We start from the raw sequence: 19,138 nt of genomic DNA, 5'->3' as shown, positions 1-19,138 counted from the left end.
GAATATAGGTAAAACAGATAACAGTTAGAGATATTACCCGTTATATAGATATTCGATCAGGTTCTATCATGGCTTCAACCTCAAATGAGGAAGAGGATTAACCCATGACCTGCTCGACCACTCACCGCTACAAACCCTTCAGTCACCTGGCCCGTCCCCGGGAAGTGATTCGCCAGTTCACCCCGAACTGGTTCGCCGCGACCATGGGCACCGGTGTGCTGGCGCTGGCCTTGGCTCAGTTGCCGGTCAACTTGCCAGGTTTGCACGCTATCGCCGAGGGCCTGTGGCTGTTCACCATCGGCTTGTTTGTGCTGTTCAGCGTGCTGTATGCCGCCCGCTGGGTGATGTTTTTCCACGAGGCGCGACGCATCTTCGGGCACTCCACCGTCTCGATGTTTTTCGGCACCATCCCCATGGGGCTGGCGACCATTCTTAATGGCTTGCTGCTGTTCGGTCTGCCGCGCTGGGGCGGTGATGTGATCCCGTTGGCCGAAGCCTTGTGGTGGCTGGACGTCGCCATGTCCCTGGCCTGCGGCGTGCTGATCCCGTTCATGATGTTTACCCGCCAGGAGCACAGCATCGACCAGATGACTGCCGTCTGGCTGTTGCCTGTGGTGGCGGCCGAAGTGGCGGCGGCCAGCGGCGGCTTGCTCGCGCCGCATTTGGCCGATGCCCATTCGCAACTGGTGATGCTGGTGACCAGCTACGTGCTGTGGGCGTTTTCCCTGCCGGTAGCGTTCAGCATCCTGACCATCCTGATGCTGCGCATGGCCTTGCATAAGTTGCCCCATGCCAATATGGCAGCGTCGAGTTGGTTGGCCCTGGGCCCCATCGGCACCGGTGCCCTGGGCATGTTGCTGCTCGGTACGGACGCTCCTGCGATCTTCGCCGCCAATGGCCTGGCCAGTGTCGGTGAAATGGCCCACGGCCTGGGCCTGATTGCGGGCATCACCTTATGGGGCTTCGGCTTGTGGTGGATGTTGATTGCGGTGTTGATTACCCTGCGTTACCTGCGCGCCGGTATCCCGTTCAACCTGGGCTGGTGGGGGTTCACCTTCCCATTGGGGGTTTACGCCCTGGCCACACTTAAGTTGGCGAGCCTGCTGCAGCTGGCATTTTTCAGTGTGTTTGGCAGTGTGCTGGTGGTTGCGCTGGCGCTGATGTGGCTGATCGTGGCCAAGCGCACCGTGCAAGGGGCCTATAAAGGCGAGCTTTTTGTTTCGCCTTGTATTGCCGGGCTAGCGAATAAGTAAGCAGGATTAGGTAAAGTCGTGGCCTGATAAATAAAGGCCACGCAGGAACACGGACGACGATGAGCCATCCTTCCCAATTTACCTTGCTGCGCACGCGGCGCTTCTTGCCGTTTTTCATCACCCAGTTGCTGGGCGCGTTCAACGACAACATCTTCAAGCAGTCGCTGATCCTGGCCATTCTTTACAAGCTCACCATCGAGGGCGACCGCTCCATCTGGGTCAACCTGTGCGCCTTGTTGTTTATCCTGCCGTTCTTCCTGTTCTCGGCGTTGGCCGGGCAGTTTGGCGAGAAATTCAACAAGGACGCGTTGATCCGCGCGATCAAGATCGGCGAGATCGTGATCATGACGGTGGGCGCGGCGGGCTTTTTGACCAATCATCTTGAGCTGATGCTGCTGGCGCTGTTTGCCATGGGCACTCACTCGGCACTGTTCGGCCCGGTGAAGTACTCGATCATGCCCCAGGCATTGCACGACGATGAGTTGGTCGGTGGCAACGGCCTGGTAGAGATGGGCACGTTCCTGGCGATTCTGGCCGGCACCATCGGCGCCGGCATCATGATGTCTTCCACCCATTACGCGCCGGTGGTGGCGGTGGCAATTGTGGCCGTGGCAGTGCTGGGCTATTTGGCCAGCCGCAGCATCCCGCGCGCGGCGGCGTCGACACCGCAACTGCGCCTGGACTGGAATATCTTCACGCAGTCCTGGGCGACGTTGCGCATGGGCCTGGGGCAGACGCCTGCAGTGTCGCGCTCGATTGTCGGCAACTCATGGTTCTGGTTTGTGGGCGCGATCTACCTCACGCAAATCCCGGCCTATGCCAAGGAATGGTTGTACGGCGACGAAACCGTGGTGACCTTGATCCTCACGGTGTTTTCGGTGGGCATCGCCCTGGGCTCGATGCTGTGCGAAAAACTCTCCGGGCGTAAGGTGGAAATCGGCCTGGTGCCGTTTGGCTCGTTTGGCCTGACCGTGTTCGGCCTGCTGCTGTGGTGGCACTCCGGCGGCTTTCCGCAGAACGTGCAAGCCAACGATTGGCTTGCGGTGCTCAGCTACGGACAGGCGTGGTGGGTGCTGTTCGATATCCTCGGCCTGGGTGTATTCGGCGGCTTTTACATCGTGCCGCTGTATGCGCTGATCCAGTCGCGCACCGCCGAGAACGAACGAGCTCGGGTGATCGCGGCCAACAACATCCTCAATGCACTGTTCATGGTGGTCTCGGCCATCGTTTCGATCCTGCTGTTGAGCGTGGCCAAGCTGTCGATCCCCGAGTTGTTCCTGGTGGTGTCGCTGCTCAACATCGCGGTTAACACTTACATCTTCAAAATCGTCCCCGAGTTCACCATGCGCTTCATGATCTGGCTGCTCAGCCATTCCATGTACCGCGTGGAGCATCGCAACCTGCAAGCCATTCCGGATGAAGGCGCGGCGTTGCTGGTGTGCAACCATGTGTCGTTTGTCGATGCGCTGTTGATTGGCGGTGCAGTACGTCGGCCGATTCGCTTTGTCATGTACTACAAGATCTACCGCTTGCCGGTGCTCAACTTTATCTTCCGCACCGCCGGGGCGATTCCGATTGCCGGTCGCCATGAAGACATTCAGATCTACGAAAAGGCGTTCGCGCGCATTGCCCAGTACCTCAAGGATGGCGAGTTGGTGTGCATCTTCCCGGAAGGCAAGCTGACCGCCGATGGCGAGATGAATGAGTTTCGCGGTGGGGTGACACGCATCCTGGAGGAGACGCCGGTGCCGGTGATCCCGATGGCGTTGCAGGGGTTATGGGGGAGTTTCTTCAGCCGCGATCCTAACAAGGGCTTTTTCCATCGGATCTGGTCGCGGGTGGTGTTGGTGGCGGGTGAGCCGGTGGCTGTGGAGGCGGCGACGCCCGAGCAGTTGCAGGCTGTGGTGGGCGGTTTGCGGGGGAGTGTCAGGTAGTTTGTGGTTGTTTGTCGGGGCCTCATCGCAGGCAAGCCATAGGTATCTACATAACTTTGTGGGCTGTAGCAGCAGACGGTAACCACGATGCGAAGCGAGTCGCTCTTGATCTTGATCTGCTTTTGATCTCAGGCGCCCCGTCAAACCACGCTGGCCGGAATTCGACAGGGATTTGGGGGGTAAACCGGCAGGGATGCCGGTTTAGCCGCCCCGCGCCATGGATGGCGCGTGGCGGCGGCCCCCCAAATCACTGGCGGATTACGGGCACACCGAGCCTAAGCGAGGTGCCGAGTGGTGGGGCAAGAGCGTTTTGCTTACTTTTGCGCTTTTCAAAAGTGAGCCGCTGTCAGAGCGGAACCCTAAGTGGCCGTTACCGCAGGAATGGATATGTACACGGTCCAACTGTGTTGACTGTCAGGCCGTCTTCGCAGGCAAGCCAGCTCCCACATTTAGATCGCGGTGCCTCAGCCAGATCAGCGTCGGCTGTCAGTCCGTCACGGGAGCAAGCTCCCTCGCCACAGATTTAGCGTCGTGCCGTAGTTGTGTAGATACCTATGCTGCGATAGCGGTAGTGGCTTAAGTCGAGATCTTGAGGCCAATCAGCCCGCAAATAATCAACGCCACACTGGCCAACCTAAACAGCGCCATGGATTCTCCGAACAGGATAATCCCGGCAATCACGGTGCCCACGGCACCGACGCCGGTCCAGATGGCATAGGCGGTGCCCAACGGCAGTTCCTTCATGGCCAGCCCCAATAGCCCAAGGCTGACGGCCATGGCGGCAATCGTCAGGGCGGTGGGCAGCGGCTTGCTGAACCCGTCGGTGTACTTCAGGCCGACGGCCCAGCCCACTTCAAACAACCCGGCAAAAAACAGAATGATCCAGGACATGATGACCTCGCTTCTATCAAAGTGGGGTCGTCCCCGGGTAAGCGCTTGATAGCGTCGCGAGGTCGTCCCCGCGAAGTTCGGTAGAGTGCCGAAATTGGACCAGGCGATCAAGCTACGGCGTGGTTTCCAGCGCGCGACGGTCTTCCTTCTCGCTCATGCGCCGGAAGTAGGTCGACAGCAACGCCCCGGAAATATTGTGCCAGACGCTGAAGAGCGCACTGGGCACTGCCGCCAGCGGCGAAAAGTGTGCACTGGCCAAGGCGGCGCCCAGCCCGGAGTTCTGCATGCCCACTTCCAGGGCCAGCGACTTGCGTTGCGCCAGGGGCAACTTGAACAGGCGCCCGGTGAAGTAGCCCAGCAGGTAACCGAAGCTGTTGTGCAGCATCACCACGGCCATGATCAGCAGGCCCGACTCGGCAATCTTGCCTTGGCTTGCAGCAACCACGGCCGCGACGATGATCACAATGCTGACCACCGACACCAGTGGCAGCACGTCCACCGCGTGCCGTACTCGATCACCGAGTAAACGCTGCGCGACCACACCCAGTACGATCGGCAGCAGCACTACTTGCAGGATCGACCAGAACAGCTCCATGAACGATACCGGCAACCAGGCCGAGGCCAGCAGCCAGATCAATGCCGGTGTGAGCAGCGGCGCGAGGAGGGTGGTGACCGCGGCAATCGCCACCGATAACGCCAGGTCACCCCGGGCCAGCCAGGTCATCACGTTGGACGACGTGCCACTTGGGCAACAGCCGACCAGGATCACGCCAACGGCAATTTCCGCTGGCAAATGGAACGCCTGGCACAGCAACCATGCCACGCCCGGCATGATCACGAAATGCGCGACCACGCCCAAGGCCACGCGCCACGGGTGGCGAGCGACTTCGGCGAAGTCTTCCAGTTTCAAGGTCAACCCCATGCCGAACATCACCAGGCCCAGCAGGGGGACGATGGCGCTTTTCAGGCCGATGAACCAGCTGGGTTGGAGAAAGGCGACGACGGCGAAGATCAACACCCAGTAGGCGAAGGTGTTGCCGACAAAGCGGCTCAAGGCGGCGAGTGCGCGCATGGGGAGGTCCTTGTTATTAGAGTGTTGGATAGGGCGATGCAATCCAATGTGGGAGCTGGCTTGCTCGCGAAAGCGGTGAATCAGTCACCATATATACTGACTGATACACCGCTTTCGCGAGCAAGCCCGCTCCCACATTTTGATCTTCACATGGCTTAGATGCCCTGTGGTGTCTCTTCGCCGCCCAGTGCTTCCACCAACGCTGGCAGGAAATCGCCGAAGGTCAGCATCATCAAGGTAAAGCTGGCATCCAGTTGGCCCAGGGCTTCATCACCACCGTCCTGTTCCGCCTGGTCTTGCAGCAGGTCTTCGAACTTCAGGCGCTTGACGGTCATCTTGTCGTCGAGCATGAAGGACAACTTGTCCTGCCACGCCAGGGACAGTTGGGTCACGACCTTGCCGGTGGTCAGGTGCAGTTGGATCTCTTCGCTGGTCAGGTCCTGACGCTTGCAGCGCACGATGCCGCCGTCTTCGTGGGTGTCACGCAGTTCGCATTCGTCGAGGACGAAGAAGTCGTCGGCCGGTTTCTGGGTGGTAACCCAGTCGGTCATGATCGCAGTCGGGGCGGTTTTTACCGTCAGCGGGCGGACGGGCAGGGTGCCGATCACTTCGCGCAGGGTGGAGAGCAGGTCTTCGGCGCGCTTGGGGCTGGCCGAGTTGACCAGGATCAGGCCCTGTTTCGGCGCGATCGCAGCGAAGGTCGACGAGCGACGGATAAAGGCGCGCGGCAGGAAGGCCTGGATGATTTCATCCTTGATCTGGTCGCGCTCCTTCTTATAGACCTTGCGCATCTGCTCGGCTTCGATCTCTTCGACTTTCTCTTTAAGTGCATCACGCACCACGCTACCCGGCAGGATGCGTTCTTCCTTGCGGGCGGCGATCAGCAGGAAATCGCCGCTGACGTGAACCAGGGGAGCATCTTCACCTTTACCGAAAGGTGCGACGAAACCGTAAGTGGTCAACTCCTGGCTTGCACAAGGGCGCGCCAGTTTGGTGGCCATGGCCGCTTCCAACGCCTCGGCATCAACAGGCAGATCTTGGGTCAGGCGATAGATAAGCAGGTTCTTGAACCACATGGGGTGAGTCTCTCCTCTATACAAAGGGGGGCATTATTCTCTTGATCACGCCGCAGGCCAACCCTGCCTAAGCCATTGGAAGGGCTGAAAAAAAAGATTTAAGAAAGTGCTTGCCAGACTTAAGGTCGCTCCGTAGAATGCGCGCCACACCGAAACGAAGGGTGATTAGCTCAGCTGGGAGAGCGTCTGCCTTACAAGCAGAATGTCGGCGGTTCGATCCCGTCATCACCCACCATTCGCTTCATGTGTTACGCGCAGCGGTAGTTCAGTCGGTTAGAATACCGGCCTGTCACGCCGGGGGTCGCGGGTTCGAGTCCCGTCCGCTGCGCCATATTCGGTCACCTGGAACGCTGAACGCCAGGTAACCACAGAAAGCCCGCTCATCGAGCGGGCTTTTTTCTGTCCGAAATATGGCAAAAAATCGTGCGCTAAACTTTTTTTAAATAAACTGCATTTAAATCAAGACATTACGATTTTTTGGTGTATGATGCGCCCACACCGAAACGAAGGGTGATTAGCTCAGCTGGGAGAGCGTCTGCCTTACAAGCAGAATGTCGGCGGTTCGATCCCGTCATCACCCACCATTCGCTTCATGTGTTACGCGCAGCGGTAGTTCAGTCGGTTAGAATACCGGCCTGTCACGCCGGGGGTCGCGGGTTCGAGTCCCGTCCGCTGCGCCATATTCGGTAACCTGGAACACTGAACGCCAGGTAGCCACAAGAAACCCGCTCATTGAGCGGGTTTTTTTTCGCCTGCGATTTAACGCACCTTACGGTGCGTTGCGGCTGTGGCGGTAGTCGCTGACGGCTTCGTACACCGCTTTGCGCAGCCGATTGATGCCGCCGATAGGGCGGTGGGCTTCCAGCCCGAACCAGGGGTTGAACGACTGGTTATCGCACGCCAGGTTCTGCGCCGGCGTGTCGAAGTCCTGGGCGGGAATCCTGACCTTGGCCACGGTTTCATACGGTGCGTCGCTTTCCTTCCATTCGATGCTGGTGTCTTCGATGGGCATGAAGGCCTGCGGGTTTTGCCGCTGGATCTGCAGCACAAAACACGCATCTACACGGTCGGTGGACAGTTGCTGGTTGAGCGCGCTGCGCAGGAAGTTGGGCAGGTCCTGGTTCTGTTTGGGCAGTACATAATCCGGGCAGCTTTGCGGGTCGGGCGCGACGCGAAACTTGGCGTTGGCCGCGCCAAACTTGTAGGGCGACACTGAAAAGTAGGTCGTCTGCGTCGGGCTGGCCGGTGCGGGCGCCAGGGTTGCCAGGGCGATAAACAGGTGACGTACTTGCCAGCTGCGCGGGTCGAGCTTGGGAAAGAACGCCAGGACCTTCTTGCCGTCCGCTTGCGCACCGATGTTCTGCGCGTATTCCGCAACATCGCTGACAAAGAAGTTCGGATGGCTGAACATCACGAAATCCTGCTCGGTGCGCGCTTGCTGGTCGGCCATCAGTTGCTTGCCCGGCACATCCAACAGTTTGATCGCCATGCCGCGGGCATCGCGGATGCTGTCGAATTGCGGGTAGGCGTTGCCGTTGGACAGGCGCATCGTCGCCTGCCAGGTCTTGCCCGGCTCGGCGAATACACCCTGGCGCAAGGCCGGGTCGAGATCCGCCAGGACGCTGACTTCGGCTTTCACACAGCCATGGGCCTTGGCATGGGCATCACGCAGGTAGCGGGTACCTTCGCGATGCTGGTCAACGATGCGCACGGCGGTCTGGATGATGCCTTGGGTCATCGCCGCTTCACCCGGCGGGATCTGTTCTTTCACCGACACCGGGCCCCTGTGCTGCCAGGCGAACCAGGCCATGGCCAACACCCACCCCAGCAGGCCCAGGCCCAGCAGCCACAACAGGGTTTTACCCACAAAGGCGCCAAGGCGCAGCCAGAGACGAGCAAGCATGGAGCGGTCCTTGTTTTGCGATCGGATAATCATGGCAGTTGTTGCTCCAGCGGGCCGCCCAGCACTTTGAGGTATTCGAGCAGCGCCCAGCGTTCCTGCGGCAGCAGGCCACGGCCGATAACGCCATTGCCACGTTCGCCGGCGCGGAATTCGTGGCCGCTGTTGTGGTTGCCGGTGATTCTGGTATCGAACAAGAAGGCGTTCTTGAAGGCGCTGGTCTCAAACCCCAGGTGACGCGGGTCGTAGTTGAAGGTGCCTTTATAGAAGGTGGTGCTGCGTTCGTCCTGGGGCGAGAGCAGTTGGTAGATTGTCGGCACCGAACCGTTGTGCAGGAACGGCGGGGTGGCCCATACGCCGGCCAGCGGTCGCGCCTTGTAGGCGCGCAACTCGCGCACGCCGATGGGCAGGCCGAACCCGTCCAGGCCTGGGCGCTCGGCCGGGGTGACGCCGGCCGCACGGTAGGCGTGTTCTTCGACGAAGGCGGTGACATAGGCCAGGCCTTGGGCCACCGACATTTTTTTCAGGTCCAGCGGCGCGGTGGGGGTGGGGTGCAGTTCGACATTGAGCCGGGCCAGTTCGGCCGGGTCCCATTGCAGGGCACTGAGGTCATAGCGTTGGTCGGCAATGTTGTTGGCCGTGCCGGGGTCGGTGCCAATGTAGTCCACCGGCAGCATTTTCAACTGCTGCACCGGGCGGCCGTTTTCTTGGGTAACGGTGGGCAGGTGGCAGCCGGCGCAGTTCTCGGCAAAGAGTGCGCGGCCCTGGGCGGCGAGGGGTTTGTCGATGGCACCGAACAAGTCTTGCGGCCAGGTCGGCGGCTTGAGCCGTTGCAGGGTTTCTTCGATCAGGTGCAGGTCGCGCACCCGTACGCTGGACGGGTAGCGGGCATCGCCTTTGAGCGGTTGCCCGGCTGCGTCGAAGAACGCCAGGGTCGCGCCTACGCCAAGGGCTTCGCCGATGTTGCGCGCCATGGGCTGCTGGGCCGAGCCATTCCACTGCACCCAGTCGAAGGTCCAGATGTCCCACAGCTGCGGGTAGTCCACCGGCGCATTGGCGACGCGATAATTGTCTGGGGAAATAGCGTCTCCAAAACTGGCGTTGGCGATGCGCCCAAAGGCGTCAGTACGGCCCGGGCCTTCTTCGGTGGGGTAAAGGCCGCGGTGGGTGTCATTCCAGGCGACTTTGAGGAACTGGTTCAGCGATTGCTTGAAGTCTTTGCGCAGTTGATCGCGCTGGGCATCGTACTGATCCCCCAGCACCTTGTGGGCAAAGCGCTCGAACTTCCATGGGTTGTAATAGGTAGCGGCCAGGCTGGCGACCAGGGCCTGGCCGAAACTGCCGCCGCGCAACGTGGGAACGCTGGAGGGCAGTACGTGTTGCGCCGAGCCACCGTCGATGCGCAGGGCCTGGCCCTTGAAGTGCAATTCGCCGGTGTGGCAGGCCGCACAGGTGATATCCAGGTACTGAGCCTTGCTATCGGCGTTCTGGTGCCGGGCGAAACCTACCGGCAGGTTGCCAGGGTTTTGCGCGGTGGATACCTGCTTGGGGTCGACCAGGAAGCCGAAGCGCGCCAGGTACTCGGGTGCGGCAAAGCGTTGCTCGGAGAACGGCAGCTCCAGGGCGGTGAACCAGTCGTAGTGCAGGCCTTTTACTTGGGTGCCCTGGGGTGTGAAGTAGTAGGTCTGACGGTCGTCTGCACTCCATTGCTCCTGGTAGTGCACCTGCTTTACGGGCACATAATCCGGCAGCTTGGGGTTGAGGGTGTAGTAGAGCACCACGGCCAGAATCAGGCCCAGTGCGATCAGTATCAGGAGTAAAACACGGGAAAAAATGCGCAAGATAACTATCCTTGTCGAATTGTCGCGTTGTTATGCCACTGCGCCACAGGTGCGGCAAGTAGCAATTGGCCCGCTATCAGGCGGTCCCGCGATCCGTCGCGGGGCCCCATGATAAAGGGAAATGCTTTTAAACACGTGAACTTATCAGAAGTTTCCTGCTCACATGCCGGTAGCCATTGGTCGTGGCCGCCTGATAAGCTCGCGACTTTATTCGAATGCCCTTATGGCGCATGAACAAGGAAATAGCATGAAACAGCATCGGTTGGCGGCGGCGGTGGCCCTGGTTAGCCTGGTACTTGCGGGTTGTGATTCGCAGACCAGCGTAGAGCTGAAAACCCCGGCGCAAAAAGCTTCCTACGGCATCGGCCTGAACATGGGCAAGAGCCTTGCCCAAGAAGGCATGGACGACCTGGACTCCAAAGCTGTTGCTCAGGGCATCGAAGATGCCGTCGGCAAGAAAGAGCAGAAGCTCAAGGACGATGAGCTGGTTGAGGCGTTTGCCGCACTGCAAAAGCGTGCTGAAGAACGCATGACCAAAATGAGCGAAGAGTCGGCAGCCGCTGGCAAGAAATTCCTCGAAGACAACGCCAAGAAAGACGGCGTCGTCACCACCGCTTCCGGCCTGCAGTACAAGATCGTGAAGAAGGCCGACGGCGCCCAGCCTAAGCCAACCGACGTGGTGACTGTTCACTACACCGGCAAGCTCACCAACGGCACTACCTTTGACAGCTCCGTAGATCGCGGTAGCCCGATCGATCTGCCGGTCAGCGGCGTGATCCCGGGTTGGGTCGAAGGTCTGCAACTGATGCACGTTGGCGAGAAGGTCGAGCTGTACATCCCGTCCGACTTGGCCTACGGCGCCCAGAGCCCGAGCCCGGCGATCCCGGCCAACTCGGTGCTGGTATTTGACCTGGAGCTGCTGGCCATCAAGGACCCAGCCAAGGCAGAAGCGGCTGACGCACCTGCTGCACCAGCCGCCAAAAAGTAATCGGCGCCTGAACACACAACGCCCCGTCTCGACGGGGCGTTGTTGTTTTCGGCGTTGGTCAAACGACGCAAAATTCCCTGTGGGAGCTGGCTTGCCTGCGATGGCGGCTAGCCAGCCAAAGCCTATCTCCCAGACACCCCAACGATCCAACTGTGGGAGCTGGCTTGCCTGCGATGGCGGCCTGCCAGCCGACGCCTATCTCCCAGGCACCCCAACGATCCAACTGTGGGAGCGGGCTTGCTCGCGAAGGCGGCCTGACAGGCGACACAGCTATACCGAGTACATATCCATTCCTGCGGTAACGGCCACCTAGGGTTCCGCTCTGACAGCGGCTCACTTTTGAAAAGCGCAAAAGTAAGCAAAACGCTCTTGCCCCACCACTCGGCACCTCGCTTAGGCTCGGTGTGCCCTCACTCCGGCTTGAATCCGTGGGCCGCCGTCATGGGCCATCCTTGGCCCAGGACGGCTAACCCGGCGTCCTGCCGGGTTACCCACGGATTCAAGCCTGCGTTCGGCCAGCGTGGTTTAACGGGGCCGGCGTTTTTCAAGGTAGTTGTCGCGTCCACCGTCGCGCTACGCGATTTTTATTACCACGGTCAGCTCCCTTTCGGGGTTCAGATACACCGTCCCGATAGGGTTCCAGTTGCGTGTCTCTCCTGACCATCGTTCCGGTCTTTTCTCTCTGGCCTGCCGGTATATCGCATCTCGACGAGCCAAGATTTCTCGGTCTTTTCCTTCATGACGTTGAGCCGGTGTTACGAAGCGGATCCGGCTATGACGGTGCACGGTGTTGTACCAGGTCATAAAATTCCTCACCCAGATACGCGCATCATCCAGGCTGGTAAACCCTGCCTGTGGCCACTGCGGGCAGTATTTCAGTGTCCTGAACAGTGATTCCGAGTACGGGTTGTCGTTGCTAACCCGTGGTCGACCGCGAGACGGCGTGATGCCCAGGTCATACATCTTGGTCAGTAACGTCACCGATTTCATTGGTGCACCATTGTCCGAGTGAAGCACCAGCGGCTGGCGCCAACACTTCTCCTGAGTCACGCTTCGTTGCAGCAACGCTGCCGCCTTTTCCCCGCTCTCGGCTTCATAAACTTCCCAGCCCACGGCTTTTCGGCTGTAGATGTCTTCGATCAGATAGAGATAGTAAAATTTCCCGCGAACCGGGGACGGCAGGTAGGTGATGTCCCATGACCACACCTGATTAGCTGAAGTCGCTGCGTAAGTGGTCGGTGCCTCATGGCGATGCGGTCGCTTGGCTCTGGATCGGTGATGCTGCTGACCTGCCGCATGCAGCACACGATAAAAAGTCGCCTCCGAGGCTACATATCTTCCTTCATCGGCCAATTGCGGCACGATCTGGCTTGGCGGGAGGTGCGCGTAAGCTTTGCTGTTGCACAGCGTCACGATGCCTTGTCGCTCAAGCTCACTGAGCGCGTTGTTCGGTATCGGCCTGAGCGTCGTCGTGCGTCCATCTGCCAAGAGTTCTTGCGGCAAGCTCCAGCGTTGCAGCGTCCTCAGTGAAATGCCTCCTGACAAGCAGGCGCCCTGCGGGCGCCCGCCAGAATGGCTTCATTAAGCCAATCAACGAGTAAATACCGTTCTGGCAACAAGGTCAGGTGGCCTCGTCGTCGCTCCCCCAGTAGGCATTGAGCTTTTTTCGTAGTACCAGTAAAGCCGCTGTTTCAGCCAGGGCTGCATCTTTGCGGCGCAACTCACGTTCAAGTTCACGGATACGATTTTTATCATCTCGTGACTGTCCGGAGCTTGCAGTTTTCGCGGTTGACTGTTTCGTGCTGCCGGCAATAAAAGCGTTGCGCCAATCGGTTATTTGCTCGGGAAAAATACCTTTTCGTCGGCAGTACTCACCGATTTCCAGTTCCGATAGCGAACCTGTTTCTATGATGATCGCCAGCTTGGATTCGGCTGACCAATTTTCGGCCGGTTGCTTGGCATCGGACAATTGCGTTCCTCTGGCGGCAGCTTGTTTGCGCCAATAATGGAGAGACATATCGCTACAACCTTCGCGCCGAGCGACCTCCGCCGCCGAGAGGCTCAGGGGCGGAAGCATCATTTTCAGCAGCGCAGCTTTACGTTCTTCTGAATAGAAAGGCATGACCATACTCTTGCCGCCCCCGGAATGCTTTTCAAAAAGCGGGGGACACGACAACTACCCTGACACCGGGGGGGGGCGCCTGAGATCAAGATCAAGATCAAGAGCAGATCAAGAGCGGCTCGCTTCGCATCGTGGTTTGCGTTGGCTGCTACAGCCTGTAGGGTTGTGTAGAGACTTATGGCAATCGCAGGCAAGCCAGCCCCTACGTTAAAGCCTCTACAAATCCAAACGAACGTCCGCAACCGGACACAGTCTGATATAAGACTCGAGCACGGGTAGCCGCACATACATGCCAAGTCAATGAATTCTTGGGTTTTTTTGATGTGCGCAAAAAACGCCCGATCTGACTGTAGGCCTTGTAGTCCGTGGCTTTCAGCCGATAAAACAGGCTCTGTTCACAAGGTTATCCACAATTTGTGTGGATAACCTTTTATGTCGCCTGGAACTGGAGTGCCCTATGAAACCACCGTTCAATTTCACCCGTTTCCTGCCGATGGCCGCGCGCTTGCTCGGTCGTGGGCGTTTGCCAACCTTGCTGTTTGCCGTCGCTGCCAAAGGCTCAAGCCAAGGCAATCGGCTCGGCCAGCTCAAGGATGATCTCAAGTTGCTGCAGGCCCTGTGCCTGGCTTACTGGCGCGGCGAATACCGTGCGATCAGCCCTAAGGCGTTGATCTCGGTGGTGGCGGGGCTGATGTATTTTCTTAGCCCGATTGATGCGATTCCGGATTTTCTCCCCATGTTCGGCATGCTCGACGACATCGCCGTGCTGGCGTGGGTCATGAAGACCCTGAGCGGCGAGCTGAGCGCCTTTCGCGCCTGGCGCGATGGGCAACGTCCGGAAAAACTCGCGGTGGTTGAGCGGCTGCCTGCGACGCCTGAGCTACTGGCCCGGGAAAACCCGCAAAAAAACTAATGCCGCCAGCTATCCCCTGCGACCTTTGTGGCTGTTAGGATTACACTCTTAAGAAGGAAATAACTTACTTAGTAAGTGTTTTTATCCTACGGGGCAGTCATGGATATCCAGATCATTTCACGCGATGGCGAACCCGAATATGCGGTGTTGCCATGGGACCAGTACCAGGCGCTGCTAAAAGCCGCCGGTCAGTTGCAACCGCCACGCGCTTCTCCTTCTGCTGCACCCACCGCCACCGAGCAGGACCTGCGCCCGCTTGCAGCCCTGCGCGGCCTGCGTGAGGCCAAGGGCCTGGCGATCGAGGCCCTGGCGCGTACCGTGGGCATCAGCCCTTCGTATCTTGGATTGATAGAAAGTGGTGAACGCCAGCCGGATGCCGCCATTCGCCGCAGCCTGGCCTGGGAATTGGGCGTTGCAGGTTGGAGGGATGAGTCTTGAGCCTACGTATCAGCCGTCAACACTGGGATGGGTTAATCAATGAACTGGACCAGGCACGTCGCCAGCGCCATTTGCTGACATATCGTGCGCTGCTGGAGCGCCTGCAATTCCCCACGCCGGCCATGCAGACCCTGGCTGCGGCTTTGGAGCACCTGGCGGCGCTGGATGCCAAGGCGGAGCAACCGCTGCGCAGTTCCCTGGTGATCAGCCAGGGCGCCAGCCGCCTGCCGCGCACCGGTTTTTTTGAATGTGTGGAGCGCCTGGGGCGGTTCAGCGGGCCTTCCGATGGCGTGGCCGCCGCGTCTTGGCATGCATCTGAAGTGGTGCGGGTGTTCGAGTACGAGTACCCGGAGTCCGCCGAGGCCTAGAGCGCCTGGGTGCAGCTGTCCATGCTGTCGATCACGTGGATGCTGTAGCCCGCAACATCCTTGGCGTGGTGCTTGGCTTGTGAAGCCAGCTCTGCCAACTGGCTGGCATCGAGTTGCGCACAGGCCTGTGGATACAAGTGCACCACGCCGATGGACAGCGACAGCAATGCAAATTCCTGGCGCGCGCCCTGGCGGTTGAGGGCCACGAAGCAGCCAGCCTCAAGGTGTTCGGCGCGGTAGAAGCGTCGGCATTGGGTGTGGAAGTCGTCCAGCAGCTGGTTGAGGCGCTTGCGCCAATCCTGCGGGCCCAGCACCAGCAGAAAGTCATCGCCGCCAATGTGCCCGACAAAGTCGCGGCTGGGGTCTACCCGATCGTTCAGGCACTGCGCCAGGCATAGCAGCACTTCATCCCCGCGCCCGTAGCCGTAGATATCGTTGAACGGCTTGAAGCTGTCGATATCCACATAGCAGATCACCGACTCGCGCTGTTGCTGCAACAGCCTAGTGAGGCATTGCTGGATCGGCACGTTGCCAGGCAGCAAGGTCAGCGGGTTGGCGTAGCGGGCCTGCTGGATTTTCAGTTCGGTGATCAATTTGAGCACGTCGATAACCCGGCCCAGCCCCAGATAATCACCGTTCAGGGTGATGATGAAATCCTCTTCGATGCGTTGCCGTGCGCGGCTGGTCAATAAGCGGCTGACCTGCTGCAAGGACTGGCTCAGTTCCACCGCCAGAAAGTCATCGCTCATCAGGCGGCTGATGGGTTTGCGCGCGAACAAGTCGGTGGCGAATGGCTTGAGCAACGCGTCCGATAGCGAATGCCGGTGCACAATACCGACCGGGCGACCGCAGCCGTCCAATACCGCCAGCGAGTTGAGGTTGGCCTGGCGGCGGAACGATTCCAGCACTTGGGCGGTGGCGGTGTCTTGATCCACGGCGGGCTGCTCATTAAGCAGGGCGCTCAGGTCACTGCCTTCGTCATTGAGGGCCAGCATGGCGTTATCCGGTTTGGGCAGCATCAGGCGCGCTTCCTGCGGCGGCTGTTCCTGAGGGCGGCAGAGCAGGTAGCCCTGGACCAGGTCGACGCCCATTTCGGTCAACACCGCCAGTTCTTCCGGCAACTCGATACCCTCGGCAATCACCTGGGCGCGGGACGCCTTGGCGATCTGCAGGATGGAGCCGACAAACTCGCGCTTGAGGGCGTCCTGGTGAATGCCGTCGATAAAGTGCCGGTCGATCTTCACGTAGTCCGGGCGCAGCTCCGACCACAAGCGCAAGCTGGAATAACCGGCGCCCAAGTCATCCAGTGCGATGGCAAAGCCCATGTCGCGGTAGTGGTGCAAGGCAGTTTGCAACAGCGCGAAATCGTCGGTGGGCGCCTGCTCGGTGAGTTCGATCACCACGTGGCTGGGAGAAATACCGAAGTCGCGCAACAGTTGCAGGGTGCGCCCTGGCTGATGCGCGTGCTCCATCAACGATTCCGGCGAGATATTGAGGAACAGCTTGCCGGGCAGTTTCTGCTCGCTGAAGCGCCGGCATGCACTCTCTCGACACGCCATGTCCAGCTCGCTCAGGCGTCCGGCATGGCTGGCCACCGAGAACAGGGCGACGGGGGAGTGCAGCGGGCTGTTGGACGGGCCGCGACTGAGGGCTTCGTAACCGAGGATGCGCCGCTCTGACAGGCAGATGATCGGTTGGAACAGGCTGTGCAAACTGCCTTGAGCCAGGATTGAGCCCAATGCATTCAGCTGTTCGGTCATGGTCATGGCGGTCTCGATCAAAAAAAAGGACCGCAGGCGTAAACCTGCGGTCCTTTTATTTCACGACAGAATGATGTCTATATGATTACACTCCGAGGCGCGATCACATTAAATCGCCATCATTTATTGCTTGGCCACCTGCTTGGTGATCTTCAAGTAATCCAGCAGGATCCGGCCCGTCTCGGCCAAGTAGGCGTCGTCTTCCGGCTTGGTTTTATCCGCCTCGGTCGGCAGCGCGTCTTCATCTTCTTTCTTCAGCTCTTTGAGCGGGTCTTCACCCTTGGCCTTGCGGCGGGTGTTTTCCAGCACCAGTTGCTGATTCTCGATGCTGGAGTGCTGTGCACGGCGATCCGCTTCGTTGAGGCTGACGGTCTTCTCTTCCATCAGCTTCTTGGCCAGGGCCAGCTTGTCGCGGATAAACACGAACTCGGCGTCCTTGGCGGAGCGGGTGTCGTGGTCAGCCTTCAACTGAGCCAGGAACGGCTTGAACGGATCCGACGCCGGCTTGATCGCAGGGCGGATGGTGTCCCACGGCATGGCTTCAGGCAGGGCGCTTTCGCCAATTTCCTTGGTGTCGATGATCGACGGGAAATCGATATCCGGCAGCACGCCCTGATGCTGGGTGCTCTGCCCGGATACCCGGTAGAACTTGGCCAGTGTCAGCTTGAGCTCGCCATGGTTCAGCGGCTGGATGGTCTGCACGGTGCCTTTGCCGAAGGTCTGGCCGCCGATGATCAATGCACGGTGGTAGTCCTGCATGGCGCCGGCGAAAATCTCCGAGGCCGAAGCCGAGAGGCGGTTGACCAGCAGCGCCATCGGCCCTTTGTAGAAGGCGCCCGGGTTCTCGTCTTCCAGCACGTCGACACGGCCGTCAGCGTTGCGTACCAACACGGTTGGGCCCTTGTCGATAAACAGGCTGGTCAGCTCGGTGGCTTCCTGCAGGGAGCCGCCGCCGTTGTTGCGCAGGTCGATGACCACGCCGTCGACTTTCTCTTTCTGCAGTTCTGTGAGGATTTTCTTCACGTCGCGGGTGGTGGACTTGTAGTCCGGATCACCGGCACGGAACGCCTTGAAGTCCAGGTAGAAGGCCGGGATTTCAATCACGCCCAGCTTGTAGTCCTTGCCATCCTGCTTGAGGTTGAGGACTTTCTTCTGCACGGCCTGGTCTTCGAGCTTCACCGCTTCACGGGTGATGGACACGATCTTGCTGGTCTGGTCGTTCGGTGCATTGGTGTGCGGAATCACTTCCAGGCGCACCACGCTGCCTTTAGGGCCGCGGATCAGCTTGACCACTTCGTCCAGGCGCCAGCCGACCACATCGACCATCTCTTTGTCGGCCTGGGCCACGCCGATGATCTTGTCGGCCGGTGCCACTTGCTTGGTTTTGTCAGCAGGGCCTGCCGGCACCAGACGTACGATTTTCACCTGGTCATTGTCGCTTTGCAGGACGGCACCGATGCCTTCCAGGGACAGACTCATATTGATATCGAAATTTTCCGCGTTATCTGGCGACAGATAATTGGTGTGCGGGTCGTAGGACATCGCAAAGGTGTTGATGTAGGCCTGGAAGATGTCTTCGGCACGGGTCTGGTCCAGGCGCGCCAGCTGGTTCTTGTAGCGCTTGGTCAACAGTTCTTGAATGGCCTTGGGCTCTTTGCCGGCGATCTTCAAGCGCAGCACTTCGTCCTTGACGCGTTTGCGCCACAGGTCGTCCAGGGCTGCGGTGCTGGTCAGCCAAGGGGCGTCCTTGCGATCCACCAACAGGGTTTCTTTCTGGGTGAAATCGAGCTTGTCGACGCCTTTGTTCAGCTCACCCAGAGCGAAGTCCAGACGCGCTTTGACGCGGTCCAGGTAGCGCTTGTAGATGGTGAAGCCAGGCTGCAGGTCGCCGCTCTTGAGGAAATCGTCGAATTGCGTCTTCCACTTGTCGAACTCAGCGATATCGCTGGCCAGGAAGTAGCTGCGCGACGGGTCCAGCAGCTTGAGGTAGCTGTCGTAGATGATCACTGAGCGAGCGTCGTCCAGCGGCGGCTTGCTGTAGTGATGGCGCTTGAGCAACTCGACGACGTTAAGGCTGGCAATCACCTCATCGCGATCAGGCTGAAGGTTGTCCCAGCTATTGGCTGCGAACGTATTGGTCGACATCGACGCGAAGCCGAGACCAATGAAAAAAGCGAGGGCGGTGCTGGGGAACAGATGCTTCATGCTGATTCGACGCGGGGGCAATTGATAACGCATATTAGGCCGTCTTTGAGGGAGCCGGTTCCATATGGTCCGGTCGCATAATGCAAAAAGCCCGGCGCTACAGCACCGGGCTCAGTCCAGACTCACTATGGAGGCACTGTGAAAGCATTGCAAGGCGTTGACGGTGATGTGGGGGGCCAGAACAACCCCGTCCTACGTTCGGTGTAGTCCATATTGCCAATAGCCTGACCGAATCCTAGATTGAAATGCAGTCAATGTGGGAGCTGGCTTGCCTGCGATAGCGGTGCACCAGATGAAGAATTCTTCACTGTTGCACCGCTATCGCAGCATAGGTATCTACACATTACGACGCTGGACCTGTGGCGAGGGAGCTTACT

13 protein-coding genes, 4 tRNA genes and 1 pseudogene are annotated in these 19,138 nt (G+C 59.3%); 10 read left to right on the top strand and 8 right to left on the bottom strand.

Features of this window, described 5'->3' with window-relative positions; genetic code table 11:
* Positions 1-104 precede the first annotated feature (104 nt).
* Together PSH76_RS17465 and PSH76_RS17460 are read left to right on the top strand one after the other, a co-directional pair.
* Positions 105-1,253, top strand: a complete 1,149-nt coding sequence (locus PSH76_RS17465) for a TDT family transporter (protein WP_305492673.1) — start codon at positions 105-107, stop codon at positions 1,251-1,253.
* Positions 1,254-1,312: 59 nt separating this feature from the next.
* Entirely contained in the window at positions 1,313-3,187 is a 1,875-nt protein-coding gene (locus PSH76_RS17460; RefSeq protein ID WP_305492672.1) for an MFS transporter, read from the top strand.
* A 576-nt stretch (positions 3,188-3,763) separates the two neighbouring features.
* On the opposite strand, the gene sugE is transcribed toward PSH76_RS17460, so the two are convergent.
* The 3 genes from sugE to rdgC form a co-directional block, all read right to left on the bottom strand.
* A complete protein-coding gene (gene sugE / locus PSH76_RS17455) occupies positions 3,764-4,078 on the bottom strand; it encodes a quaternary ammonium compound efflux SMR transporter SugE (RefSeq protein ID WP_010211634.1) in 315 nt (104 codons plus the stop codon).
* Positions 4,079-4,190: 112 nt separating this feature from the next.
* Entirely contained in the window at positions 4,191-5,150 is a 960-nt protein-coding gene (locus tag PSH76_RS17450) for a bile acid:sodium symporter family protein (protein ID WP_003190129.1), read from the bottom strand.
* A 155-nt stretch (positions 5,151-5,305) separates the two neighbouring features.
* Entirely contained in the window at positions 5,306-6,226 is a 921-nt protein-coding gene (rdgC, locus tag PSH76_RS17445) for a recombination-associated protein RdgC (RefSeq protein ID WP_020301078.1), read from the bottom strand.
* Between the two features lie 159 nt (positions 6,227-6,385).
* Between rdgC and PSH76_RS17440 the strand changes: the two genes are divergently transcribed.
* The 4 genes from PSH76_RS17440 to PSH76_RS17425 all read left to right on the top strand — a co-directional run bounded on the left by PSH76_RS17440 (position 6,386) and on the right by PSH76_RS17425 (position 6,906).
* Positions 6,386-6,461: transfer RNA gene (locus PSH76_RS17440), tRNA-Val, on the top strand.
* 19 nt (positions 6,462-6,480) lie between these two features.
* Positions 6,481-6,557: transfer RNA gene (locus PSH76_RS17435), tRNA-Asp, on the top strand.
* A gap of 177 nt (positions 6,558-6,734) precedes the next feature.
* Positions 6,735-6,810, top strand: a tRNA-Val gene (locus tag PSH76_RS17430).
* A gap of 19 nt (positions 6,811-6,829) precedes the next feature.
* Positions 6,830-6,906 (top strand) — tRNA-Asp (locus PSH76_RS17425).
* Between the two features lie 89 nt (positions 6,907-6,995).
* Here PSH76_RS17425 and PSH76_RS17420 read toward each other — a convergent pair.
* Together PSH76_RS17420 and PSH76_RS17415 are read right to left on the bottom strand one after the other, a co-directional pair.
* On the bottom strand, positions 6,996-8,129 hold the full coding sequence (locus tag PSH76_RS17420) for a catalase family protein (RefSeq protein WP_044273086.1): 1,134 nt from the start codon (positions 8,127-8,129) through the stop codon (positions 6,996-6,998).
* A 29-nt stretch (positions 8,130-8,158) separates the two neighbouring features.
* Positions 8,159-9,967 (bottom strand): di-heme-cytochrome C peroxidase, encoded by a 1,809-nt coding sequence (locus PSH76_RS17415; protein ID WP_305492671.1) that lies wholly within the window; start codon positions 9,965-9,967, stop codon positions 8,159-8,161.
* A 247-nt stretch (positions 9,968-10,214) separates the two neighbouring features.
* Between PSH76_RS17415 and PSH76_RS17410 the strand changes: the two genes are divergently transcribed.
* Positions 10,215-10,955 (top strand): FKBP-type peptidyl-prolyl cis-trans isomerase, encoded by a 741-nt coding sequence (locus PSH76_RS17410; RefSeq protein ID WP_003190133.1) that lies wholly within the window; start codon positions 10,215-10,217, stop codon positions 10,953-10,955.
* A gap of 573 nt (positions 10,956-11,528) precedes the next feature.
* On the opposite strand, the pseudogene PSH76_RS17405 reads toward PSH76_RS17410, so the two are convergent.
* Positions 11,529-13,077 (bottom strand): annotated as a pseudogene (locus tag PSH76_RS17405) (IS3 family transposase).
* Between the two features lie 457 nt (positions 13,078-13,534).
* Here PSH76_RS17405 and PSH76_RS17400 point away from each other — a divergent pair.
* The 3 genes from PSH76_RS17400 (at position 13,535) to PSH76_RS17390 (ending at position 14,796) form a co-directional block, all read left to right on the top strand.
* Positions 13,535-13,990, top strand: a complete 456-nt coding sequence (locus PSH76_RS17400; protein WP_020301075.1) for a YkvA family protein — start codon at positions 13,535-13,537, stop codon at positions 13,988-13,990.
* A gap of 99 nt (positions 13,991-14,089) precedes the next feature.
* Positions 14,090-14,428, top strand: a complete 339-nt coding sequence (locus tag PSH76_RS17395; protein WP_032892567.1) for a helix-turn-helix transcriptional regulator — start codon at positions 14,090-14,092, stop codon at positions 14,426-14,428.
* Positions 14,425-14,796, top strand: coding sequence for a hypothetical protein (locus PSH76_RS17390; protein WP_003190138.1), 372 nt, complete (start codon positions 14,425-14,427; stop codon positions 14,794-14,796). The genes PSH76_RS17395 and PSH76_RS17390 overlap by 4 nt, the downstream gene beginning before the upstream one ends.
* Here PSH76_RS17390 and PSH76_RS17385 read toward each other — a convergent pair.
* Together PSH76_RS17385 and PSH76_RS17380 are read right to left on the bottom strand one after the other, a co-directional pair.
* Positions 14,793-16,562, bottom strand: a complete 1,770-nt coding sequence (locus PSH76_RS17385) for a bifunctional diguanylate cyclase/phosphodiesterase (protein ID WP_032892566.1) — start codon at positions 16,560-16,562, stop codon at positions 14,793-14,795. The genes PSH76_RS17390 and PSH76_RS17385 overlap by 4 nt on opposite strands.
* Before the next feature lie 117 nt (positions 16,563-16,679).
* Positions 16,680-18,761, bottom strand: coding sequence for a carboxy terminal-processing peptidase (locus PSH76_RS17380; protein ID WP_223816873.1), 2,082 nt, complete (start codon positions 18,759-18,761; stop codon positions 16,680-16,682).
* Between the last annotated feature and the right edge of the window lie 377 nt (positions 18,762-19,138).

Source organism: Pseudomonas sp. FP215 (genome assembly GCF_030687795.1).
Classification (GTDB): Bacteria; Pseudomonadota; Gammaproteobacteria; order Pseudomonadales; family Pseudomonadaceae; genus Aquipseudomonas; species Aquipseudomonas salmasensis.
The sequence above is the reverse complement of the archived record's forward strand: the minus strand, read 5'-3'. Positions and strand labels throughout refer to the sequence as shown.